Source organism: Pseudomonas fluorescens (assembly GCF_902498065.1).
Classification (GTDB): Bacteria; Pseudomonadota; Gammaproteobacteria; order Pseudomonadales; family Pseudomonadaceae; genus Aquipseudomonas; species Aquipseudomonas fluorescens_BJ.
The window spans coordinates 37,473-57,610 of the sequence record NZ_CABVIR010000003.1 but is presented as its reverse complement, the minus strand read 5'-3'; the positions used below and the strand labels follow the sequence as shown (position 1 = coordinate 57,610).

Genomic DNA, 20,138 nt, shown 5'->3' with positions numbered 1-20,138 from the left:
TACGTGGCGGGAAGGCCTGATTGTACGATGCACAATCAATGAGAGGATTGCGCTCGTAGAAGGTCCGCCAACCCACCCGCGTCTATCGGGCGACTGATCAGATACCCCTGCACTTCATCACAACGCTCAGCCTGCAGGAACTCGAGCTGCTCAGCCCGCTCCACGCCTTCAGCCACGACCTTCAACGACAACCCGTGAGCCATGGCGATGATCGCCCGGGTGATCGCGGCATCCACACTGCCCTCCCCCAGACCGCGGATAAACGCCTGATCGATCTTCACGTAATCCACTGGAATGCGCTTGAGGTAGCTCAGGGACGAATACCCGGTGCCAAAGTCGTCGATGGCCAGTTTCACCCCAAGATCACGCAACTGCTGGAAGGTCGCGATGATGTGTTCGACGCTGTCCAGCAACTGGCTTTCCGTGAGCTCCAGTTCGAGGTAGTGCGGCGCCAGGCCGGTTTCCTCCAACACCTGGCGCACCAGGCTGACCAGCTTGCCCTGTCGCAACTGATGCACCGACAAATTGACCGACACCCGAATCGGCTCCAGCCCCTGGCGCTGCCATTCGCAAGCCTGCCAGCACGCCTGGCGCAACACGAATTCGCCGATCGGGCCGATCAGTCCGGTTTCCTCGGCCAGACCGATAAAGTCTCCTGGCGGCACGCTGCCCATGGTCGGGTGATCCCAGCGCACCAAAGCCTCGGCGGCATTCAGCCGGCCCGTGGCGAGGCAAAGCTTCGGTTGGTAAAACACCTTCAGCTGCTTCTCTTCGATGGCTTTACGCAATTGGTTTTCCAGCTGCAAGCGCTCAAGCGTGCTCGCTTGCAGGCTGTCGGTGTAGAACTGGAAATTGTTGCCGCCCAGGTGTTTGGCATGTTGCATCGCCATGTTCGACTGGCTCACCAACGCAGAAATTTCCCTGGCGTTATCCGGCAACATGCTAATGCCCATGGAGGCGCTGACCACCAACTCATGCCCCTCGACAGTCACCGGCACACGCAATTTGCTCGAGAGGCGCGTCGCCACTCGCGCCAGGCTTGAGAGGCTGCCGTACGCATCGAACAGCACCGCGAACTCATCGCCGGACAATCGCGCAATGGTGTCGGCTTCCGGTAGTGCATGGACCAGCCGTCGAGCCATCTTCTGCAACAGCTGATCGGCGATTTCATGGCCAAGGCTGTCGTTGAGCAACTTGAAGCGATCAAGGTTGATGTGCAACAACGCCAGACTGCGTCCGCCCTGACGCCCGCGTTGATGGGCTTCGCGCAACCTTTCGCGGAACAGCGAGCGGTTGGCCAGGCCGGTCAGTTCATCGTAGTGAGTCAGGTAGCGCATGCGCTCTTCGGATTCGCGTCGCGCCGAGAGATCGGCGAAGAAGCCGACAATATGACTGACATTTCCCCGCGTATCCCGCACCGCATTCAATTGCAGCCATTGCGGATACAGCTCGCCGTTCTTGCGGGTTTCCACCAGTTCGCCCTGCCAACTGCCGTGCTGCTCCAGGGCCTGATGAATCGCCCCATAGTGGCGGCGGGCGTCGCGACTGCACGGCAACTCCACCACATTGCGCCCGAGCATGTCGTCGATGTCATAGCCCGTTAAGCGGCTGAACGCCTGGTTTACCGCGATAAGTGCGTAATTCGGATCGAAAATCATGATGCCTTCACTGGCCGCCTCGAACACCGTCGCGGCCAATTGCTGCTGCGCTTCCTGGCGCTTGCTGGCACTGATGTCACGGCGGGTGCCGACCATGCGGATCACCCGGCCGCTTTCGCTGCGCTCAACCGCTCGACCGCGGTCCTCGATCCAGACCCAATGACCATCGCCATGGCGCACGCGGTATTCGATCTGATAGTCCTCGCTGCGCCCCTTCAAATGCTCGACCAGCGCGCGCCTCAGCGACGGCAAGTCCTCGGGATGCAGGCGCGGCTTGAGGTGACGCAACATGGCCGTCACGAACTCCGGCTCCAGGCCGAACAATTCCTGAATATGCGTGTGATGGACTTCGTCGGTTTGCAGGTTCCAGTCCCATAGCCCCAGCTCACTGGCCTTCAACGCCAGCGCCAGGCGCGCCTCACTTTTGCTCAGGGCCTGGTTGGCCGCATCCAACTCCAGGCTGCGCTGGGCGACGCGGCTTTCCAGTCCAGTCTGAATTTCGCGCAACTCGTCTTCGGCACGACGGCGCTGATCGATTTCTTTGGCCAGATCGTGGTTCAACTGGTCGCTACAGCTCTGGGCCTGCTGCAAGTGCTCGATCAGTGCCTGATTCTGGAAGCGACGCAACAACCCGCGGTCAATCAGCCGATTGACCTGCCAGGCGACCACGCTCAACGCCCCCAGCAAAATCAGGCCGAACCAGCCCCAGCCCTGCTCCTGCGGGTCGCCGCCCCAGAATAAATAGGCAATGGCCGGCAAAAGACACGGCAAGGTAAAGGATAGAAAGGCCGGAAGACTGACCGCGTAGGCCACGCTGGCCGAAAGCGCTGCCGCGCCGATCAGGCCAAACACCCAGGCTTGCTGGATGAAATTGTCGGCGGGCACCAGGGCGATGCCGGCGCCGGCGAGGGTCAGGCCGGTCATGGCCGAACCGAGCAAAAACATGCGACGCCAGATCGGATGCGCCTGACGATGGGGAATGGCCGAATCGAAAGCGGCGACCTGAATCACACGCAACGCCACCAGCGACAACAGCCACACCAGCCAGACGCTGACCAGGAAGTAGCGCTGCGGACTCCAGAGCAATCCCGCGCACACCAGGCCATTGATCAGCATGAACAGCGTCGGCAGCAGCGATCCTTGGTAAAGCAGGCGCGTGCGCTCGACCGCCATTTCCATGGCGTACTGTTTGCGGATAACCCGGGGCTCCACAGTGGGGCCCGACAGGTCGGAGCTGAGGGTCATAGGCAATGTTCTTGTTCTTATAATGATGAGCATGAGCCCGAAACGTGGACGGAGCATACACAAGCCAATGCCCTTACCAAACAGCTCCAGATCATAATTTTTACTAAAGTCCGAAGGACCTTTGCCCCCCGAAAACGCTGGAAGCGAGCCCCGCCAACGCCTGCAGCCAGTGACCGACCGGTCGTCCTGCGCGTATCTTTCATCGGCTAAAGCAAAGCGGGGTTTGCCCGGTGTGACGCCTCCCCCTAGAATGCCCCGATGCGCGATGATCTCTCCCTTCTGCTGAACTCCCTCAACGATGCCCAACGCCAGGCCGTAGCTGCCTCCGTGGGTCGTCAGTTGGTCCTGGCCGGTGCTGGTTCCGGTAAAACCCGAGTGCTGGTGCACCGTATCGCCTGGTTGATCCAGGTCGAGAACGCCTCGCCCCACTCAATCCTGTCGGTGACCTTTACCAACAAGGCTGCAGCCGAGATGCGTCATCGCATCGAGCAGCTGATGGGTCTTAACCCGGCCGGCATGTGGGTTGGCACCTTCCACGGCCTGGCGCACCGCTTGCTGCGGGCGCACTGGCAGGAAGCCGGCCTGAGCCAGACCTTCCAGATTCTCGACAGCGACGACCAGCAACGCTTGGTCAAGCGGGTGATCCGCGAGCTGGGCCTGGACGAGCAACGCTGGCCGGCCCGTCAGGCCCAGTGGTTCATCAACGGGCAGAAAGACGAAGGTCTGCGTCCGCAACACATTCAAGCCAGCGGCGATCTGTTCCTGGCGACCATGCGCAGCATTTATGAAGCCTATGAGGCCGCGTGCCTGCGCGCTGGCGTCATCGACTTCTCCGAACTGCTGCTGCGCGCCCTCGATCTGTGGCGCGATCACCCGGGGTTGCTGGCGCACTATCAGAAGCGCTTCCGGCACATTCTGGTGGACGAGTTCCAGGACACCAACGCCGTGCAGTACGCCTGGTTGCGTCTGCTGGCCAAGGGGGGCGACAGCCTGATGGTGGTCGGCGACGACGATCAGTCGATCTACGGCTGGCGCGGCGCGAAAATCGAGAACATCTACCAGTACTCCGACGATTTCCCGGACGCCGAGACCATTCGTCTGGAGCAGAACTACCGCTCCACCGCCGGCATCCTCAAAGCGGCCAACGCCCTGATTGCCAACAACACCGGGCGTATGGGCAAAGAGCTGTGGACCGATGGCGGCGAAGGTGAAGCGATCAATCTGTACGCGGCGTTCAACGAACACGACGAAGCACGCTACGTGGTGGAAACCATCGAAAGCGCGCTGAAAACCGGCCTGGCTCGCAGCGATATCGCGATTTTGTACCGCTCCAACGCCCAGTCGCGCGTTTTGGAAGAAGCTTTGCTGCGCGAGCGCATTCCGTACCGCATCTATGGCGGTCAGCGCTTCTTCGAGCGGGCAGAAATCAAGAACGCCATGGCTTACCTGCGGTTGCTGGAAGGTCGTGGCAACGATGCAGCGCTGGAGCGGGTGATCAACGTTCCGGCTCGTGGCATCGGCGAGAAAACCGTTGAAGCGATTCGCGACCATGCTCGCCACAGCGATGTGTCGATGTGGGAGGCCATGCGCCTGCTGGTCGCCAATAAAGGCCTTACCGGCCGTGCGGCGGGTGCGCTCGGCGCGTTTATCGAGCTGATCGAGAACCTCGCCGCCAAATGCATGGAAATGCCACTGCACTTGATGACCCAGACCGTCATCGAGCAGTCCGGACTGATTGCTTACCACGAAGCGGAAAAAGGCGAGAAAGGCCAGGCCCGGGTAGAAAACCTTGAGGAACTGGTCAGCGCAGCGCGCAACTTCGAGAACGCTGAAGAAGACGAAGACCTGACGCCATTGGCGGCGTTCCTAGGTCATGCGTCGCTGGAGGCTGGCGATACTCAGGCCGACGAGCACGAAGACAGCATTCAGTTGATGACTTTGCACAGCGCCAAAGGCCTGGAATTCCCCTACGTGTTCCTGGTGGGCATGGAAGAAGGCCTGTTCCCGCACAAGATGAGCCTGGAAGAACCGGGACGTCTTGAGGAAGAACGGCGTCTGGCTTATGTCGGCATCACCCGGGCCATGCAGAACCTGGTGATGACCTACGCGGAAACCCGACGCCTGTATGGCAGCGAAACCTACAACAAGGTGTCGCGTTTCGTACGTGAAGTGCCGAAAGGCCTGATCCAGGAAGTGCGGCTATCCAACAGCGTCAGCCGTCCGTTCGGCGGCGGTCAGCAGCAGAGTTCCAGCAGTCTGTTCGGCGGAAGTGAGATTCCGGATACCGGGTTCAGCCTCGGCCAGGCCGTTCGGCACTCAGTGTTTGGCGATGGCGTGATCCTGAACTTCGAAGGCGCCGGGGCTCAGGCGCGGGTGCAGGTGAACTTCAGCGAAGGCAGCAAGTGGCTGATGCTCGGTTACGCCAAGCTGGAAGCGATCTAAAGCCCCCATTGATTCAACGTGGGAGCGAGCCTGCTCGCTCCCACAGAGTTCGTCCGGTCGGACATCATTCCTACAGAACTTATCCACTCGTCCTACAGACCAAAGTTTACAGGCCTTAATGCCCTGACTGAAGCTGAACGCAACCTGTCAGGCAAAAGCCCGAAACACTCTGCCGCTAGCCAGTAACACTTCAGCTGTGCAACATGGCGCGCGTGCCTTCCACAAATGGGAATTCCCTTTATGAAACGTTTTCTTAGCATCGCCATGGCGTTGTGCATCGGCCTGACGATGAGCCTCGACGCCAACGCCAAGCGCTTTGGTGGCGGCAAGAGCTCCGGCGCTGCGCCGACTCACCAGACCAGCCAAATGGCTCCTTCTTCTGCTGCAGGTGGCGCTGCGGCCACTGCAGGCGCGGCCGGTGCCGCTGGCGCTGCGGCCAAGGCCGGCGGTGCGTCGCGCTGGCTCGGCCCTCTGGCCGGCATTGCTGCCGGTGGCCTGCTGGCCTCCATGTTCATGGGCGGCGGCTTCCAGGGCATGCAGATCTTCGACATCCTGATCATGGCGGTCATCGCCTTCCTGGTCTTCCGTTTCATCGCCGCTCGTCGTCGCAAGCAGCAGGAGCACCTGGCTCCGGCTGGCGCGCCGATGCAGCGTGAAGTGTTCGAGCAAAAGCCATCCGCCATGGGCTCGATCTTCGGTGGCTCGGCCGCGCCTGCTGCCGCTCGTCCGGTCATCAACGCGCCGGCCTGGTTCAATGAAAAGAACTTCATTGAAGCGGCCCGCAACCACTTCCAGTCCCTGCAGCAACACTGGGACGCCAACGAAATGGACAAGATCGCCGAGTTCGTGACCCCGCAATTGCTCGAGTTCCTCAAGCGCGAACGTGCCGATCTGGGTGAGGGCTTCCAGTCCACCTACATTGATGACCTCAATGTTCAACTGGATGGCGTCGATGATCGCGCCGACAAGACCATCGCCACCCTGACCTTCAGCGGCGTGTCGAAAACTTCGCGTTTCGACCAGGGCGAAGTGTTCAGCGAAAGCTGGAACATGGAACGTCCACAGGGTGAAAACCAGCCTTGGCTGGTAGCCGGTATCCGCCAGAACGGCTGAACCGACCCGCGTTAAATGTGTCGCAACAAAAGCCCCGGCCTCGGCCGGGGTTTTCTATTTCACGGTTGCATCTATAGCGAGCTACTGTATAAACCGCCCCAACTAAACCGCGCCATACAAGCACGAGGATCCCGGACGTGGAAGAAATCATCGAACAACTGCGTGAAGCCAACGAACCGGTACCGGTCCCCCTGGAGCTGCCCGACGAAGATCTGCTGGTCGAAATCGAAGAACAACTGTTCATCGACATTCCGTTTGTTTTCAGAGAATTTTTGCTGACCGTCAGCGACGTGGTCTACGGCAGCCTGGAGCCGGTGACCGTCACCGACCCGCAATCCCACACCTACCTGCCCGACGTTGCCGCCAACGCCTGGGACGCCGGTGTCGATCGCAGCTTGATCCCGATCTGCCAGGACGGTGACGACTACTACTGCGTCGAGGAAGACGGCACTGTCGTGCTGTGGCAAGCCGAAGAAGAGCTGATCGCCGAGGAAACCTGGGAATCGGTGTGGCACTGGGCGCGAGACGTCTGGCTGGAAAGCTGAGTCGTCTGACGCGCCACGTGGTCAATGCCCCGAAGATTCCTTGTGATTGTCCAGGGTTTCCAGCAAGGCCACCTGCATCCGCGTGTGCACGCGGATGAACCAGCGCCAAAGCAGCGCTGCCACAGCAGCCGCGACCACGACAATCAACACCAGCAACTTGTTGGTCGGCAGAATACTGGCCGACAAGGCTGCCAACAGCAGGAAGATCACCAGCAGCGACAGGATCGGGATTACTTCGGCGATCACACGACGCACTCGCTGCGTGTGCCGGCCAGCCATCTCCGGCTTCACGCCCATCTCCGCCAACAACATCGACAGCGCCTTGAGCTTGCGATAGGCGGCGATCAGGAATGGCAGCGACAACAACAATGCCCCGCCCCAGATCAATGCTTTCTGCCAGCTCGGGTCGCTGATCCAGTCCTCCAGGTACGTGGACATGCGCTCGGCGAAGAAAGCGCCTGAGAAGAAAATCGCAATCACCAGCGCCAGATTGACGCCCACCTGCAACAGAATCCGCCGGATCATCGACGCCAGCAGCGCACCTTCGCCCTGAGGCTGGATGCTGCGCAGCCATTCGCCGTACATCCCCAATACGCGGCCCAACCGCTTCGGTATCACGCCAGCCAGTTTGATCGACAGCGGGTCGGCGGCGCGGATCAGATAAGGCGTCAGTAGCGTGGTAATCACCGACACCGCCACAGCGACCGGGTAGAGGAAGTTGCTGGTGACCTGCAAGGTCATGCCCAAGGCCGCGATGATGAAAGAAAATTCGCCAATCTGCGAAAGCCCCATTCCCACGCGCAGTGAGGTGCGTCCGTCATTGCCGGCAATAAAGGCACCGAGACCGCAGGACAACATCTTTCCGAGCACCACGGCCACAGTGATCACCGCAATCGGCCACGCGTATTGCAGCAAAATCATCGGGTCGAGCATCAGCCCGATGGCCACAAAAAAGATCGCACTGAACAGATCGCGAACCGGCTCGATCAAGCGTTCGATCTTCAGCAACTGGCGGGATTCAGCCATGATCGCGCCAATCAGAAACGCGCCAAGCACCATGCTGTATTCGAGCTTCACCACCAACAGGCAGAAGCCGAAACACAGGCCCAGCACGGTGATCAACAGCATCTCGTTGCTTTCGAATTTGGCCACGTAGGCCAGTAGCCGCGGCACCAGCAGAATCCCAATCACCAGTGCCACGATCATGAACAGCGACAGTTTGCCGACCGTGGAAAACACTTCACCGGAACTGACCGTGCCACTGACCGCGATGCTCGACAGCAACGCGATGATGCCGATGCCGAGAATGTCCTCGACGATCAGCACACCGAAAATCAGCTGCGCAAAGCGCTCGTTCTTCATCTTCAGGTCATTGAGTGCCTTGACGATGATGGTGGTCGAGGAGATCGCCAGGATCGCGCCGAGGAACAGCGAATCCATGGTGTTCCAGTCGAACCAGCGACCGATTTCATAGCCGATCCAGATCATCAGCACGATTTCCAGGAACGCCGCAATAAACGCCGTGGCGCCGACCTTGAACAGTTTGCGCAGGCTGAACTCCAGGCCCAGGCAGAACATCAGGAAAATGACCCCGAGTTCGGCGAGGGTCTTGATGGTTTCTTCGTCGTGGATCAGACCGAAAGGTGGCGTGTGCGGGCCGATGATGAACCCGGCGACGATATAGCCGAGCACCACCGGTTGCTTGAAGCGATGAAACAGCACGGTCACCACACCTGCGACCAGCATGATCACTGCCAAATCCTGAATAAAACTGATGGCATGCATGGTGTGGGGCTCCTTAAGGTGGACTTTCGGAGGGTAACACCGCGACTTCCGCCAGAAAGGCGGTGCAATATATGGAAACAGATCGATCCGGCGTGACGACGATCACCCGCCCGGCGTCCCGATAACTGTGGTTTGAAAAAACCGACCAGGCACCCACAGAGGTGCACTCCTCCGAAACCTGCCTTGAACCGTGAGAACGCTATGGAACCCGGAAATGCCCAGCTGTCGATGACGGTACTGATGACCCCCGACATGGCCAACTTCTCTGGCAATGTCCACGGCGGCACCTTGCTCAAGTACCTGGACGAAGTGGCCTACGCCTGTGCCAGCCGCTATGCCGGCCGCTACGTGGTCACCCTGTCGGTGGATCAGGTAATTTTTCGCGAGCCGATCCATGTTGGCGAACTGGTGACCTTCCTGGCGTCGGTCAACTACACCGGCAACACGTCCATGGAGGTCGGCATCAAGGTGGTGACCGAAAACATCCGCGAGCGCTCGGTGCGCCACACCAATAGTTGCTTCTTCACCATGGTCGCGGTAGACGACGACCGTAAACCGGCCACCGTGCCGCCGTTGCAACCGCAGAACAGCGAAGACAAACGCCGTTTCATGCAGGCCCAGCAGCGTCGTCAGATTCGTCAGGAACTGGAAAAGCGCTATCAGGAGATCAAGGGCGACGCTTGAGGGCTGTTATCAGCTTCAGATAACCATCGCGAGCAGGCTCACTCCCACAGGGATCTATGTGGGAGTGAGCGAACGGGTGCGACGCGTAATCAGAGACTGATCGCCGTCGCTTCGAACCGCACTCGCGGATGCGCAATCCGGTCCTGCGCCCGAACCAGCTCCAGCTCGTAACTGGCGCACGCCTGGGTTTCCAGCAGTACTTCATGCACTGCCGACGCAGCAAATTCGAACGCCGCCACCAGGTTGTCTCCCAACAGTACACGCGCCAGAAACAGCCCGGACGTCAGGTCGCCGACGCCCACCGGCTGACGCGGAAACGCCAGCATCGGACGTCGCAGGTGCCAACTGCCTTCACTCGTCACCAGCAACATCTCAAACGCATCCGCCGGTTTGCCGGGATAGGACAGATGCTTGACCAGCACCGCTTGCGGGCCGCGCGCCAGCAACGCTCGCGCCATGGCCAGGCAATCGAACAGAGACTGCGGCTTGCGCCCTGAGAAACTGTCCAGCTCCAGCTGGTTCGGGCACATGAAGTCCGCCACGGCAGCCGCTTCTTCCAGCAGGAAATCGCTGACTTCGGCCGGCACGCTGCAGCCCTTCTCTGGATGGCCCATCACCGGATCGCATAGATACAGCGCCTTGGGATTCATCGATTTGATCCGCGCCACCCCCGTCAGAATCGCCCGGCCCTGCGCCGCACTGCCAAGGTAACCGGACAATACGGCATCGCAATTGCCCAACTCGCCAATCGCCGCAATACCTTCGACCAATTCAGGAATCTGGTGCGGCGACATCACTTCACCCGCCCACTGGCCATATTGGGTGTGGTTGGAGAACTGCACGGTGTTGAGCGGCCAGACATTCACCCCGACCCGCTGCATCGGGAAAACCGCGGCGCTGTTGCCAGCGTGGCCGAACACCACGTGGGACTGGATGGCGAGCAGATGGGGCGTACGTTTCATGCGGTGAGTTCCGTAAAACGATTGAAATTCGAGCCGCGCAGTATGCGACTAAACGCAGCCTGTACGACAGACCGGCGACGCAGTTAAGCTGGCACTATCTTGTTGGAGCACCCTGTTGATGCTGACCCTCGGAAATATCTTCGTGCTGATGCTGCTGGCCACCGGCGGCGCGTGGCTGTGGCACAACCATGGCTTGCGCGAGCGTGCGTTGGAGCGGGTCAAGCAGCACTGCGGCAAGCTCGGGATCGAGTTGCTGGACGGCAACGTGGCGCTGAAAAAAATCGCTTTCATCAAGGATGCCAACGGTCGGCGACGCTTGGCCCGCGTGTACAACTTCGAGTTCACGGTGACCGGCGAAACCCGCCACAACGGCACCATCACCCAGTTCGGCGCCCATAGCGCGCAGATCGAACTGGCGCCCTACCCGATACCGTTCGACGACACGCCTGCAGTGGTGGATGTCGCGAAGCCGCGCGCTGAAGTGATTGAGCTTAGTCAGTGGCGGCAAGATCACACCAAGTGGCGTCCTTAATTCAATCGGCAGTCGGCCAGTGCCCTTTGCAACGCATCAACTTCCTGCGGCGCACTGAAAATCAGCTCGATCCGCGAATCCCGGCGCCATTCGCTGGGCTGCCAATCCAGCGGCGAGTTATCCAGGGCATTCGCCGAAATCCAACCCTCGGTGCTGTGGATAACCAACTTGGCCCGCCGCCACGCAAGGCTTTCGAGCCACCGGCCAACGCGGGCGGAATCGAAAGTCTGGCGCGGATGCCAGCGCCAACCGATGCTCCAGCCACCCTCCTGATCTTGACTCAAGCAAATCGGCACCTCGGGATCGGTCCAGATGGCCGGCATCTGCGCTAATCCTGTGGGTGGGACGAAGTTATCCACACCCGCCACAGCCCGCGCCTCCAGGCCTGGTAACTCGCTCAACGGCAACACGGCCTGCTGCGTCCAGTACACACGCCGTTCCGGCAACTGCGCGACGATTCGCTGACGATCGCTTGTGTCGAGATTTTCCGACTTGTTCAGCAACAGCAATCCGGCGCTGCCCAATGCCTCCTGCTGCGTCACAGGCAACGGTTTGCCGGCCGCCAGCGCTTGGGCATCCAGCACCAGCACGCAGGGCTGAACGGCCAGCACACCCAGCCACGGCGCCTCATGCAATTGCCTGAGCAACTGCGCCGGATGGCCCAGTCCGGACGGCTCGATGAACAACCGATCCGGCCGTGCCTTGCGCAGCAAACGACCGAGACCGATCTGAAACGGCGCACCATTGACGCAACACAAACAGCCCCCGGCCACTTCGCCCATTGCGATACCATCGGCGTCCCGGGTCAGCAACGCAGCGTCGAGGCCGATCTGGCCAAACTCGTTGATCAACACCGCCCAGCGCTCGTTCGCCGGTCGCTGCGCCAACAGATGCTTGATCAAACTGGTCTTGCCTGCGCCCAAGGGGCCGGCAATGACGTGTGTGGGAATGTTCTGCAACATGGTGAGTGTTTTCTGAGGAGGTAAAGGATGCGGTTGATTGGCTGGACGTTGCTTCTGGCGCTGGTTTGCGGCGAGGCGCTGGCCCAGGCCTGCGTGGTACATAGCACGGCTGAGCGACTCGACGTAAAAGTCTGCCAGCAGAACCGCAACATCCCGGAAAAACTCTTCGCCGATGGCTTCTGTCAGCCCAACCTTCCTGGCCAAAAAGTCGACGTGCAATACGTCGACCAATGCCCCGGCGGCGCATTCGGCGTGTGCAGCAATGCCCAGGTCGCCAATATGCCTTACCGGCAGGATATTCACTATTACGGCGTGGCCACCGACGCGGCGTACCTGAAGCCTTTTTGCGAAGGCCAGAGCCAGGGCAACTGGCTCAAGCCTTGATCCGCTAATTCAGCCAGTCGAGGGTCAGGATCAAGCGGCGCTCGCCCGTCGCGAGTTGCGGCGAACGGTGAATCAGGCCAAAGCCTTCGTTGCCGTGCCATTTCTCGCCCTTGAGTAAAGCCACATAACCGCTGCCGATCTGCTGGATCAGCGAATCATCTGTGGGTTCGGCTTCAGGTTTGCTTAATTGGCGACGATCCATTGCGCCCTCCTTCAGCCATTCGCTGCCGATTCCGGCATACGTGGTGATCAAGCGCACCGGCACATGATCGACGTGAAAACGCGGGCACATGGCTTTGTCCAGAACCCGCAGACGCACGCCGATACGCTGGGCGCCCAACAGACAGGCGAATGCACTGACCAGCCAGGAAACGTCGGCGATAAAGCCTTCATACCCCTCAAGATCGCTGAAGCCCGAGGCCAGTCCCTGCAGATTGGGCTCGGTGTCGTCACCGGGTATTTCCAACACCAGCGACTCGGCCAACGGTTCGTTCAGGGACAGCAACAAACCGCCGAAATCGGCGATGTGCACCGGGAGCCGACGCTGCCAAATAGCGAGGTTCACGCCGTCGTCCAGAATCCGCGCGAGGGCTTGCGGCGTCTCGCCCTGAACCTGACTAATGACCGGTCGCAACTTCAAGGTCGGGGCCAGCATCAGGCGGCTTCCTCTTCATCCCAGGGGCCGAATGGATCGGGCAACAAGCGCCAGCCTTCAATGCCTGAGGCCATTTCTTCATCACTCAGCAAGCAGTCGTCCAGTTCCGTGGTGAGTAAGTTGAAGTCGATGTTCTGGCCAATGAACACCAGCTCCTGCCGACAATCGCCAGTGGCGGCGGTCCAGTTTTGCATGATCCCGGCGGTGCTTTCTTCATCCTGCGGCCACTGGGTTTTCGGCACAAAACGCCACCAGCGTCCGGCAAAACCATGGCGCATCAAACCGCCCGCCTGAGACCAACTGCCCGCGTCCATGGGTTTGCTCGCCAGCCAGAAAAACCCTTTCGAACGCAACAGTTTGCCATTCACCCAAGGACGGTCGATGAAGCTGAAAAAGCGCTGTGGATGAAACGGCCTGCGAGCTCGATACGCGGTGGAAGCGATGCCGTACTCCTCGGTTTCCGGCACGTGTTCACCGCGAAGCTCCTGTAACCAGCCTGGCGCCTGCGCCGCTTTTTCAAAGTCGAAGCGACCGGTGTTGAGGATCTTCTTCAGCGCAATTTCGCCCATGACCATCGGGATGATGTCGGCTTGCGAGTTCAAGCGTTCGAGGATCGCGATCAACTCCTGACGCTCGCGGCTGCTGATCAAATCGATCTTGCTGATCAGGATCACGTCGGCGAATTCGATCTGCTCGATCAATAGATCGGTGATCGAGCGTTCGTCCTCCTCGCCCAGGGTTTCGCCACGGGAGGCGAGGCTTTCGGCGGCCTGATAGTCGAGCAGGAAGTTCATGCCATCGACCACAGTGACCATGGTGTCGAGCCGCGCGATGTCGGCCAGGCTCTGCCCTTCTTCGTCGCGGAACGTGAAGGTTTCCGCCACGGGAAGGGGCTCGGAAATGCCGGTGGATTCGATCAGCAAGTAGTCGAAGCGACCGTCCCTGGCGAGTTTGCCGACTTCTTCCAGCAGGTCTTCACGCAAGGTGCAGCAGATGCAGCCGTTGCTCATTTCCACGAGTTTTTCTTCGGCACGGTTCAGGGTGACATCACGCTGAACTTCGCTGCCATCAATGTTGATTTCGCTCATGTCGTTGACGATCACGGCGACTCGCAGGTTTTCACGGTTACGCAGCACGTAGTTGAGCAGCGTGCTTTTTCCGGCGCCGAGAAAGCCCGACAGGACGGTCACAGGGAGACGATTGGGCATCAGGTTGATCCTCACAGGAGATGCCCGGTCGCAGTGTCGGGCTTAATTTAATGTTATAGTATAACAATGCAATTAAACCACTCCCCTCTTGCCGACCGTGACTAAGGGCACGATGCTGGAGCCCGCCCGCCCTGTGAGAAATCCCATGCGCATTGCCCTGAAATTAACGCTGATGAGCGTTTCGCTGCTGCTCGCCGTAGACACCTGGGCGCAAATCCCGAGCCTTGCCACCTGCACTCGCAGCGCCAACCTGCTGGCCTGTGTGGATGCGGACGGCAATGCTTACAGCGTCAACACCGTCGGCAGTACGATCTACTTGCGCGGCTTCGAACGGGCGGGCAAGCGCTATTGGGCGCAAACCAACAGTCGCTACGGGCAACTGACATTCTTCACCGGGATCGCTTCCGACGGCGAAGCCTGGGTGGGCTATAACCGTCGGGTCGGCTGGACCACCATCAATCGGTTTTCCAGCTCCGGCGGTAGCAGCGCCAGGTTCACCTGCAGCCGGATTACGGGCTGCTAGGCCTGCTGATGCGGTGCTGTGAGCAGCAGCTGATTGTCGCGAGCGTTGGAAATGAAGCTGGTTTCCAGCAGGATCGACGGCGCCCCCAACAGGTCCGCGCCGTTCTCTCGCTGCGCCATGAGCAAGTGACGTCTGTGCATGGTGAGAGCCGCTCGTGAAAAAGGCGTAGTCGATTCCAATGTAATAACATAACATGTCGAACCGACTTCCACGATGGACCTGCTCATGAATGCGCTGACTCTGCCGGATATCGCCGCGCAGGCCTCACGCCAAGCCCTGCCACTTGAATGGGTGGGCATGTGTGGCATTGCTCTTCCAGTTCTATTCAATGGCCAGCGATTGAGCGCGAAGGCCGATGCAGGTGTGAGCCTCGATGATGGAGAAGCGCGCGGCATTCATATGTCGCGGCTGTACCTGGCGCTGGAAATGCTCGAGCAGGAAAACCTGACGCCGGCCCTATTGCGGCGTGTCTTGCAGCGATTTCTCGATACCCATGAAGGTTTGTCCAACAGCGCTTACCTGACAATCCACGCAGATTTCTTGCTCAAACGACCCGCGCTGATCAGTCCCTTGGCCGGTTGGAAATCCTATCCAGTCAGCATCAATGCACGTTTGAAAAACGCGATGTTCCACGTGGAACTAAAAATCGACATCTCTTATTCCTCAACTTGCCCCTGCTCAGCCGCACTGGCTCGGCAGTTGATTCAGCAGCAATTCGTCGATGACTTCGCCAACCAGCCGCTGCAACACGCTGATGTTTTGGCTTGGCTAGGTTCCACAAAAGGCATTGTTGCCACGCCGCACAGTCAACGCAGCAATGCGCAGTTGACGTTGCGCCTCGGTGATTATCTCGATGACTTGCCGCTGATTACCCTGATCAACGACGCCGAAGCCGCCCTCGGCACCGCCGTCCAAACCGCGGTAAAGCGTGCCGACGAACAAGCCTTCGCGCTGGCCAACGGGCAAAACCTGATGTTCTGCGAAGACGCGGCTCGACGTTTAAATCTGGCATTGAAGCGCTCGCCTGGCATCAACGCCTTCCACCTGAAAGTCGTCCACGCCGAAAGCCTGCACGCCCACGACGCCGTCGCCGAAAGCCGATGGAATTGGGAGGCCGCGTGATTCGCTGCGAGGCGTTGAGCTGGGGCGCACCGGGCCAACCGCTGACGCCACCGGTAGATGTCGAACTGAACCAAGGCAGCCTGACCGCTGTGATCGGGTCCAATGGCTCAGGCAAAAGCAGCCTGTTGAAAGTCATCGCCGGTCTGCAAAAACCCTTAACCGGAAAAGTCATCCTTGATGTTCCACGCAAAGGCTCACTGTCGTTTCTGCCCCAGCAACAGCACCTTGACCGGCAATTCCCAATCAGCCTGCAAGAGTTGGTCGCGGCGGGTTTTTGGGGCAGCAAGCAATCCCCCGACGTCCGAAGCCAACGTCTCAAATCCGTGCTGGAAAACTGGTGCCTGACCGGCCTGGAACAGCGCCCATTGATGGCCCTTTCTGGCGGCGAACTGCAGCGCGCCCTGCTCGCCCGATTGAGCCTCGCCGACGCCCCCTTACTGTTGCTCGACGAACCTCACGCCGCCCTCGATGAGCTCGGTCAATCACTGCTGTGGAAAAACATCCACGCCTGGCACGCCGAAGGCCGAACCCTGGTGGTCGTCTGTCATGACCTCGCCGCCGTGCGCCAACACATTCCTCAAACGCTGTTGATCAAAAGTAGCGGCTGCGTCCTCGGCTCAAGCACCGAGCTTATCCGTCAGCAACCACAGACGCAGGTGGCCTGATGCTCACCGCCGCTCATCTATGGCAGCCCTTCCACGAGTTTGTGTTCATGCGCCGGGCACTGCTCGGTGGCTTGGTGTTGGCCTGCAGCACGGCACCGCTCGGGGTGTTTTTGATTCTGCGGCGCATGAGTCTGATCGGCGACGCGGTGGCTCACGGAATCCTGCCCGGCGCTGCACTCGGTTTCTGGTTCGCCGGTCTGAGCCTGCCGGCACTGACCCTCGGTGGTCTCGGTGCGGGCCTGAGCATGGCCGGGCTCGCGGCATGGATCACCCGTCGCACCGGCCTGCGAGAAGATGCGAGCCTTGCTGCGATCTATCCCATCTCACTCGCCAGCGGCGTGCTGATCCTTGGCATCGCGGGCAAACGTCTGGACCTGCTGCACCTGCTGTTTGGCTCGGCGTTGGCAGTCGACGGTCCGACGTTGACGGGCATGTTGTGGGTCTCAGGGATCAGCCTTATCGCCATGGCGCTCATCTACAAACCGTTGTTGCTGGACACCCTCGACCCACTTTTTCTGCAAACCGTCAGCCGTCTCGGTCCGGTGGCACACGGCGTATTCCTGACATTGGTGGTGCTGAACCTGGTGATCGGTTTTCAAGCCATTGGGGCGTTGATGGTCGTCGGTCTGATGATGTTGCCCGCCGCCGCGTCGCGATTCTGGAGCCGACGCTTGCCCGTATTGATGGCCGTCGCCGGGCTGCTTGGCTGCCTTTCGGTGTGGCTCGGCTGTTTGCTGTCGTTCTATTACTCGCTGCCCAGCGGCCCGGCGATCGTGCTGGTAGCGGGTGGCTGGTACCTGCTGTCCGTGGTGTTCGGACCGGTGCACGGCTTGCTGCGCCGCCCGCCCTTGCTCACATCCCAATGAGGTGTTTCCCGATGCGCGCTTTACTCGTGCTGTTCAGTTTGATGCTGTCGATGTCGTTGTCTGCGGCAGAAAAACTGCAGGTGGTCACCAGCTTCAGCATCCTCGCCGACATGACCCATCAGGTCGGCGGTGAGCACATCCAGATCACCAACATGGTCGGCCCCGATGCCGATGCTCACACCTATGAGCCGACCCCGGAAGATGCCAAGGCATTGCTCAAGGCCAGACTCATCATCAAAAATGGCTTGGGTTTCGAGCCATGGCTTGACCGCCTGGTGACCAGCACCGAGACCAGAGCCCCGGTCATCAGCGCGAGCCACGGCGTCATCCCACGCTCGCTGGATGAAGACGGCGAGACTGTTCCAGACCCTCACGCCTGGCACAACCTGGCAAACGCCGAGCTGTACATCAGCAACATCACCAAGGCGCTGATCGCCGCTGACCCGGCGAACAAAACCGACTACGAACGCAACAGCCAGGCCTACCTGAAACAGATCTACGCGCTGCTCGCCGAAGCCAAAGCCAAACTCGGCTCTCTGCCGCCGGGCAACCGCAAGATCGTTACGTCCCACGATGCATTCGGATACCTCGGTCAGGCCTATGGCATCGACTTCATGGCACCACAAGGTCTGTCCACCGAGCGCGAACCTTCCGCCGCCGAAGTCGCTGCGCTGATCACTCAGATTCGCCAGGCCAAGGTCAAAGCGGTGTTCATGGAGAACATCAAGGACGCCCGCCTGCTCAAGCAGATTGCCGATGAAAGCGGTGCGCACATCGGTGGCACGCTGTACTCGGACGCGCTCGCCGCAACCGGTCCGGCGAGCACCTTCACCGGGTTGTTCGAGTACAACCTCAACACCTTGTACGAGGCGTTGAGCAAGCCATGATCCGCAAGAATCCCTCAGGTGATTTGCCGCTGATTGCGGAGTCCGCTTACGTCGATAAAACCGCGATCATCTGCGGCAAAGTAGTGATCGGCGAGAACGTCTTCGTCGGCCCCTACGCGGTGATTCGCGCCGACGAAGTCGACGCCTCGGGCGAGATGGAGCCGATCACCATCGGCGCCAACTCGAACATCCAGGACGGTGTGGTGATCCACTCCAAGTCCGGTGCGGCGGTGACGATCGGCGAGTTCAGCTCGATCGCCCACCGCTCCATCGTGCATGGTCCGTGCTCTGTGGGCGACCGGGTGTTCATCGGATTCAATAGCGTACTGTTCAACTGCGCCGTCGGTGATGGCTGCGTGGTGCGGCACAACTCGGTGGTCGATGGCCGCGACTTGCCTGCCGACTTCTACGTGCCCTCCACCACCCGCATCGGGCCCAACACTGACCTGTCGCAATTCCCGCCAGTGAGTGTCAGCGCCTCGGAGTTTTCCGAGGACGTGGCGCGCACCAACGTCGATCTGGTGCGTGGCTACAAAGCCCTGCAGAACGAGTTCTGACCATGAGCAGCGTGCTGATTCGTAATGCCCGGTTGGTGAATGAAGGACGTGAGTTCGACGGTGATCTGTTGGTCAGCCATGGGCGCATCGTCAAGATCGCCAGCAGCATCGAAGGGGAAAATGCAGCCATAGAAATCGATGCTGACGGCCAGTGGTTGGTGCCCGGGATGATCGACGATCAGGTGCACTTCCGCGATCCCGGTTCGCCCGCCAAGGGCAGTTTCTACACCGAATCGCGAGCGGCGGTGGCTGGTGGTATCACCAGTTTCATGGACATGCCCAACACGAATCCGGCGACATTGAGCCTTGCGGCACTTACTGACAAGAAGCGTCGCGCAGCGATTAGTTCTGTGGCCAATTATGGATTTCACTTCGGTGTGAGCAACGACAATCTGGACATCGTGGCCGCGCTCAATCCTTATGAAGTGGCCGGTGTAAAAGTGTTCATGGGCGCGTCCACGGGCAATATGCTGGTGGACGATCCAAGGATTCTCGAACGGCTATTTGCTGAAGTGCCGACCATTCTGTTGGCCCACTGCGAACACACCCCCAGCATCAACGCTAATGCGATGAACCTGCGAGCACTGTTTGGCGAGCACATTCCCGCCTCGGCCCATCCGTTGATCCGCAATGCCGAGGCCTGCTTGCACTCGTCCTCGATGGCCGTGGATCTGGCCAAGCGTCATGGCACCCGACTTCACGTGTTGCACCTGACCACCGCACGCGAACTGGCCTTGTTCGAAGACAGGCCACTGTCACAAAAACACATTACCGCCGAAGTCTGTCTGCACCACCTGCTCTTCGACGATCACGACTATGCAAGCCTCGGCAACCTGATCAAATGCAACCCGGCGATCAAGACCCAGGCCGATCGCGACGCCTTGCGCCGAGCCTTGTTGAGTGATCGACTGGACGTCATCGGCAGCGACCACGCGCCTCACACCTGGGACGAAAAACAACGTCCCTACGACCTGGCACCGTCCGGTTTGCCGTTGGTGCAACACGCCCTGCCCGCGTTGCTGGAGTTGGTGGCGGATGACGTTCTGCCGATCACTACCCTTGTGGCCAAGACCAGTCACCGTGTCGCTGATCTGTTTGCGATTCCCGACCGAGGTTATTTGCGCGAAGGTTACTGGGCCGACCTGGTGCTGATAAAACCCGAACCTGGTGGCGTTGCCGTCTCTCAGCAACCCATCCTGTCCCAATGCGGCTGGACGCCCTTCGCACGAAGGCGCTTTCGCCACAGCGTGAGCACCACCCTGGTATCGGGGCAAATGGCCTGGCACGACCAACGTCTTAATGACAGCTGCCAAGGTTTACCGCTACGGTTTATGCGCTAGCGC

The 20,138-nt window shown here is 59.9% G+C and carries 20 protein-coding genes; 13 read left to right on the top strand and 7 right to left on the bottom strand.

What is annotated here, in order from left to right; genetic code table 11:
• Positions 1-35: 35 nt before the first annotated feature.
• On the bottom strand, positions 36-2,903 hold the full coding sequence (locus F8N43_RS12985) for an EAL domain-containing protein (protein WP_150634575.1): 2,868 nt from the start codon (positions 2,901-2,903) through the stop codon (positions 36-38).
• A 258-nt stretch (positions 2,904-3,161) separates the two neighbouring features.
• Here F8N43_RS12985 and uvrD point away from each other — a divergent pair, with 258 nt between their 5' ends.
• The 3 genes from uvrD to F8N43_RS12970 all read left to right on the top strand — a co-directional run bounded on the left by uvrD (position 3,162) and on the right by F8N43_RS12970 (position 7,003).
• Positions 3,162-5,345, top strand: a complete 2,184-nt coding sequence (gene uvrD / locus F8N43_RS12980; protein WP_150634574.1) for a DNA helicase II — start codon at positions 3,162-3,164, stop codon at positions 5,343-5,345.
• Positions 5,346-5,585: 240 nt separating this feature from the next.
• A complete protein-coding gene (locus F8N43_RS12975) occupies positions 5,586-6,458 on the top strand; it encodes a Tim44 domain-containing protein (protein ID WP_150653884.1) in 873 nt (290 codons plus the stop codon).
• A 137-nt stretch (positions 6,459-6,595) separates the two neighbouring features.
• Positions 6,596-7,003 (top strand): SMI1/KNR4 family protein, encoded by a 408-nt coding sequence (locus tag F8N43_RS12970; RefSeq protein ID WP_003187120.1) that lies wholly within the window; start codon positions 6,596-6,598, stop codon positions 7,001-7,003.
• 21 nt (positions 7,004-7,024) lie between these two features.
• Here the strand turns inward: F8N43_RS12970 and F8N43_RS12965 are convergent, their stop codons facing one another.
• Complete coding sequence (locus tag F8N43_RS12965; protein WP_150639419.1) at positions 7,025-8,788, bottom strand: cation:proton antiporter; 1,764 nt, start codon at positions 8,786-8,788, stop codon at positions 7,025-7,027.
• A gap of 201 nt (positions 8,789-8,989) precedes the next feature.
• Here F8N43_RS12965 and F8N43_RS12960 point away from each other — a divergent pair, with 201 nt between their 5' ends.
• Entirely contained in the window at positions 8,990-9,472 is a 483-nt protein-coding gene (locus F8N43_RS12960; protein ID WP_150630602.1) for an acyl-CoA thioesterase, read from the top strand.
• Between the two features lie 89 nt (positions 9,473-9,561).
• Here F8N43_RS12960 and pdxY read toward each other — a convergent pair whose 3' ends face one another.
• Positions 9,562-10,434: a pyridoxal kinase PdxY gene (gene pdxY / locus F8N43_RS12955; protein WP_150630603.1), complete on the bottom strand. Its 873-nt coding sequence runs from the start codon at positions 10,432-10,434 to the stop codon at positions 9,562-9,564.
• Positions 10,435-10,552: 118 nt separating this feature from the next.
• Here pdxY and F8N43_RS12950 point away from each other — a divergent pair, with 118 nt between their 5' ends.
• Complete coding sequence (locus F8N43_RS12950) at positions 10,553-10,966, top strand: DUF3301 domain-containing protein (protein ID WP_150630604.1); 414 nt, start codon at positions 10,553-10,555, stop codon at positions 10,964-10,966.
• Here the strand turns inward: F8N43_RS12950 and F8N43_RS12945 are convergent.
• Positions 10,963-11,928 carry a CobW family GTP-binding protein gene (locus F8N43_RS12945; protein ID WP_150653883.1) on the bottom strand — a complete coding sequence of 322 codons (966 nt, stop codon included), beginning with the start codon at positions 11,926-11,928 and terminating at the stop codon, positions 10,963-10,965. The genes F8N43_RS12950 and F8N43_RS12945 overlap by 4 nt on opposite strands.
• 27 nt (positions 11,929-11,955) lie before the next feature.
• Between F8N43_RS12945 and F8N43_RS12940 the strand changes: the two genes are divergently transcribed.
• Positions 11,956-12,312 carry an NADH:ubiquinone oxidoreductase gene (locus tag F8N43_RS12940; RefSeq protein WP_150630606.1) on the top strand — a complete coding sequence of 119 codons (357 nt, stop codon included), beginning with the start codon at positions 11,956-11,958 and terminating at the stop codon, positions 12,310-12,312.
• Between the two features lie 4 nt (positions 12,313-12,316).
• On the opposite strand, the gene F8N43_RS12935 is transcribed toward F8N43_RS12940, so the two are convergent.
• Positions 12,317-12,967 carry a DUF1826 domain-containing protein gene (locus tag F8N43_RS12935; protein WP_150653882.1) on the bottom strand — a complete coding sequence of 217 codons (651 nt, stop codon included), beginning with the start codon at positions 12,965-12,967 and terminating at the stop codon, positions 12,317-12,319.
• On the bottom strand, positions 12,967-14,175 hold the full coding sequence (zigA, locus tag F8N43_RS12930; RefSeq protein WP_150653881.1) for a zinc metallochaperone GTPase ZigA: 1,209 nt from the start codon (positions 14,173-14,175) through the stop codon (positions 12,967-12,969). The genes F8N43_RS12935 and zigA overlap by 1 nt, the downstream gene beginning before the upstream one ends.
• 145 nt (positions 14,176-14,320) lie before the next feature.
• On the opposite strand from zigA, the gene F8N43_RS12925 reads away from it, so the two are divergent.
• The gene (locus tag F8N43_RS12925) at positions 14,321-14,698 is read left to right on the top strand and encodes a glutamine synthetase (protein WP_150630609.1); all 378 of its coding nucleotides are present in this window, start codon (positions 14,321-14,323) and stop codon (positions 14,696-14,698) included.
• On the opposite strand, the gene F8N43_RS29330 is transcribed toward F8N43_RS12925, so the two are convergent.
• The gene (locus F8N43_RS29330; protein WP_191630139.1) at positions 14,695-14,838 is read right to left on the bottom strand and encodes a hypothetical protein; all 144 of its coding nucleotides are present in this window, start codon (positions 14,836-14,838) and stop codon (positions 14,695-14,697) included. The genes F8N43_RS12925 and F8N43_RS29330 overlap by 4 nt on opposite strands.
• Before the next feature lie 85 nt (positions 14,839-14,923).
• Here F8N43_RS29330 and folE2 point away from each other — a divergent pair, with 85 nt between their 5' ends.
• From folE2 to F8N43_RS12895, 6 genes are read left to right on the top strand one after another with little or no spacing between them, the layout of a single operon-like run.
• On the top strand, positions 14,924-15,820 hold the full coding sequence (folE2, locus tag F8N43_RS12920) for a GTP cyclohydrolase FolE2 (RefSeq protein WP_150630610.1): 897 nt from the start codon (positions 14,924-14,926) through the stop codon (positions 15,818-15,820).
• On the top strand, positions 15,817-16,485 hold the full coding sequence (locus F8N43_RS12915) for a metal ABC transporter ATP-binding protein (RefSeq protein WP_150653880.1): 669 nt from the start codon (positions 15,817-15,819) through the stop codon (positions 16,483-16,485). Before folE2 ends, F8N43_RS12915 begins: the two co-directional genes overlap by 4 nt.
• Positions 16,485-17,351 carry a metal ABC transporter permease gene (locus F8N43_RS12910; RefSeq protein WP_150653879.1) on the top strand — a complete coding sequence of 289 codons (867 nt, stop codon included), beginning with the start codon at positions 16,485-16,487 and terminating at the stop codon, positions 17,349-17,351. Before F8N43_RS12915 ends, F8N43_RS12910 begins: the two co-directional genes overlap by 1 nt.
• A gap of 11 nt (positions 17,352-17,362) precedes the next feature.
• Entirely contained in the window at positions 17,363-18,238 is an 876-nt protein-coding gene (locus tag F8N43_RS12905) for a metal ABC transporter substrate-binding protein (protein ID WP_150653878.1), read from the top strand.
• A complete protein-coding gene (locus F8N43_RS12900) occupies positions 18,235-18,795 on the top strand; it encodes a DapH/DapD/GlmU-related protein (RefSeq protein ID WP_150630614.1) in 561 nt (186 codons plus the stop codon). Before F8N43_RS12905 ends, F8N43_RS12900 begins: the two co-directional genes overlap by 4 nt.
• A 2-nt stretch (positions 18,796-18,797) precedes the next feature.
• On the top strand, positions 18,798-20,135 hold the full coding sequence (locus F8N43_RS12895) for a dihydroorotase (protein ID WP_150653877.1): 1,338 nt from the start codon (positions 18,798-18,800) through the stop codon (positions 20,133-20,135).
• Positions 20,136-20,138: the final 3 nt, after the last annotated feature.

What these genes read in the sequence shown, in the direction of transcription:
- F8N43_RS12985 (WP_150634575.1), bottom strand. Translation starts at nt 2,903, where the DNA reads ATGACCCTCAGCTCCGACCTGTCGGGCCCCACTGTGGAGCCCCGGGTT.
- uvrD (WP_150634574.1), top strand. Translation starts at nt 3,162, where the DNA reads ATGCGCGATGATCTCTCCCTTCTGCTGAACTCCCTCAACGATGCCCAA.
- F8N43_RS12975 (WP_150653884.1), top strand. Translation starts at nt 5,586, where the DNA reads ATGAAACGTTTTCTTAGCATCGCCATGGCGTTGTGCATCGGCCTGACG.
- F8N43_RS12965 (WP_150639419.1), bottom strand. Translation starts at nt 8,788, where the DNA reads ATGCATGCCATCAGTTTTATTCAGGATTTGGCAGTGATCATGCTGGTC.
- F8N43_RS12960 (WP_150630602.1), top strand. Translation starts at nt 8,990, where the DNA reads ATGGAACCCGGAAATGCCCAGCTGTCGATGACGGTACTGATGACCCCC.
- pdxY (WP_150630603.1), bottom strand. Translation starts at nt 10,434, where the DNA reads ATGAAACGTACGCCCCATCTGCTCGCCATCCAGTCCCACGTGGTGTTC.
- F8N43_RS12950 (WP_150630604.1), top strand. Translation starts at nt 10,553, where the DNA reads ATGCTGACCCTCGGAAATATCTTCGTGCTGATGCTGCTGGCCACCGGC.
- F8N43_RS12945 (WP_150653883.1), bottom strand. Translation starts at nt 11,928, where the DNA reads ATGTTGCAGAACATTCCCACACACGTCATTGCCGGCCCCTTGGGCGCA.
- F8N43_RS12940 (WP_150630606.1), top strand. Translation starts at nt 11,956, where the DNA reads ATGCGGTTGATTGGCTGGACGTTGCTTCTGGCGCTGGTTTGCGGCGAG.
- F8N43_RS12935 (WP_150653882.1), bottom strand. Translation starts at nt 12,967, where the DNA reads ATGCTGGCCCCGACCTTGAAGTTGCGACCGGTCATTAGTCAGGTTCAG.
- zigA (WP_150653881.1), bottom strand. Translation starts at nt 14,175, where the DNA reads ATGCCCAATCGTCTCCCTGTGACCGTCCTGTCGGGCTTTCTCGGCGCC.
- F8N43_RS12925 (WP_150630609.1), top strand. Translation starts at nt 14,321, where the DNA reads ATGCGCATTGCCCTGAAATTAACGCTGATGAGCGTTTCGCTGCTGCTC.
- F8N43_RS29330 (WP_191630139.1), bottom strand. Translation starts at nt 14,838, where the DNA reads ATGCACAGACGTCACTTGCTCATGGCGCAGCGAGAGAACGGCGCGGAC.
- folE2 (WP_150630610.1), top strand. Translation starts at nt 14,924, where the DNA reads ATGAATGCGCTGACTCTGCCGGATATCGCCGCGCAGGCCTCACGCCAA.
- F8N43_RS12910 (WP_150653879.1), top strand. Translation starts at nt 16,485, where the DNA reads ATGCTCACCGCCGCTCATCTATGGCAGCCCTTCCACGAGTTTGTGTTC.
- F8N43_RS12905 (WP_150653878.1), top strand. Translation starts at nt 17,363, where the DNA reads ATGCGCGCTTTACTCGTGCTGTTCAGTTTGATGCTGTCGATGTCGTTG.
- F8N43_RS12900 (WP_150630614.1), top strand. Translation starts at nt 18,235, where the DNA reads ATGATCCGCAAGAATCCCTCAGGTGATTTGCCGCTGATTGCGGAGTCC.
- F8N43_RS12895 (WP_150653877.1), top strand. Translation starts at nt 18,798, where the DNA reads ATGAGCAGCGTGCTGATTCGTAATGCCCGGTTGGTGAATGAAGGACGT.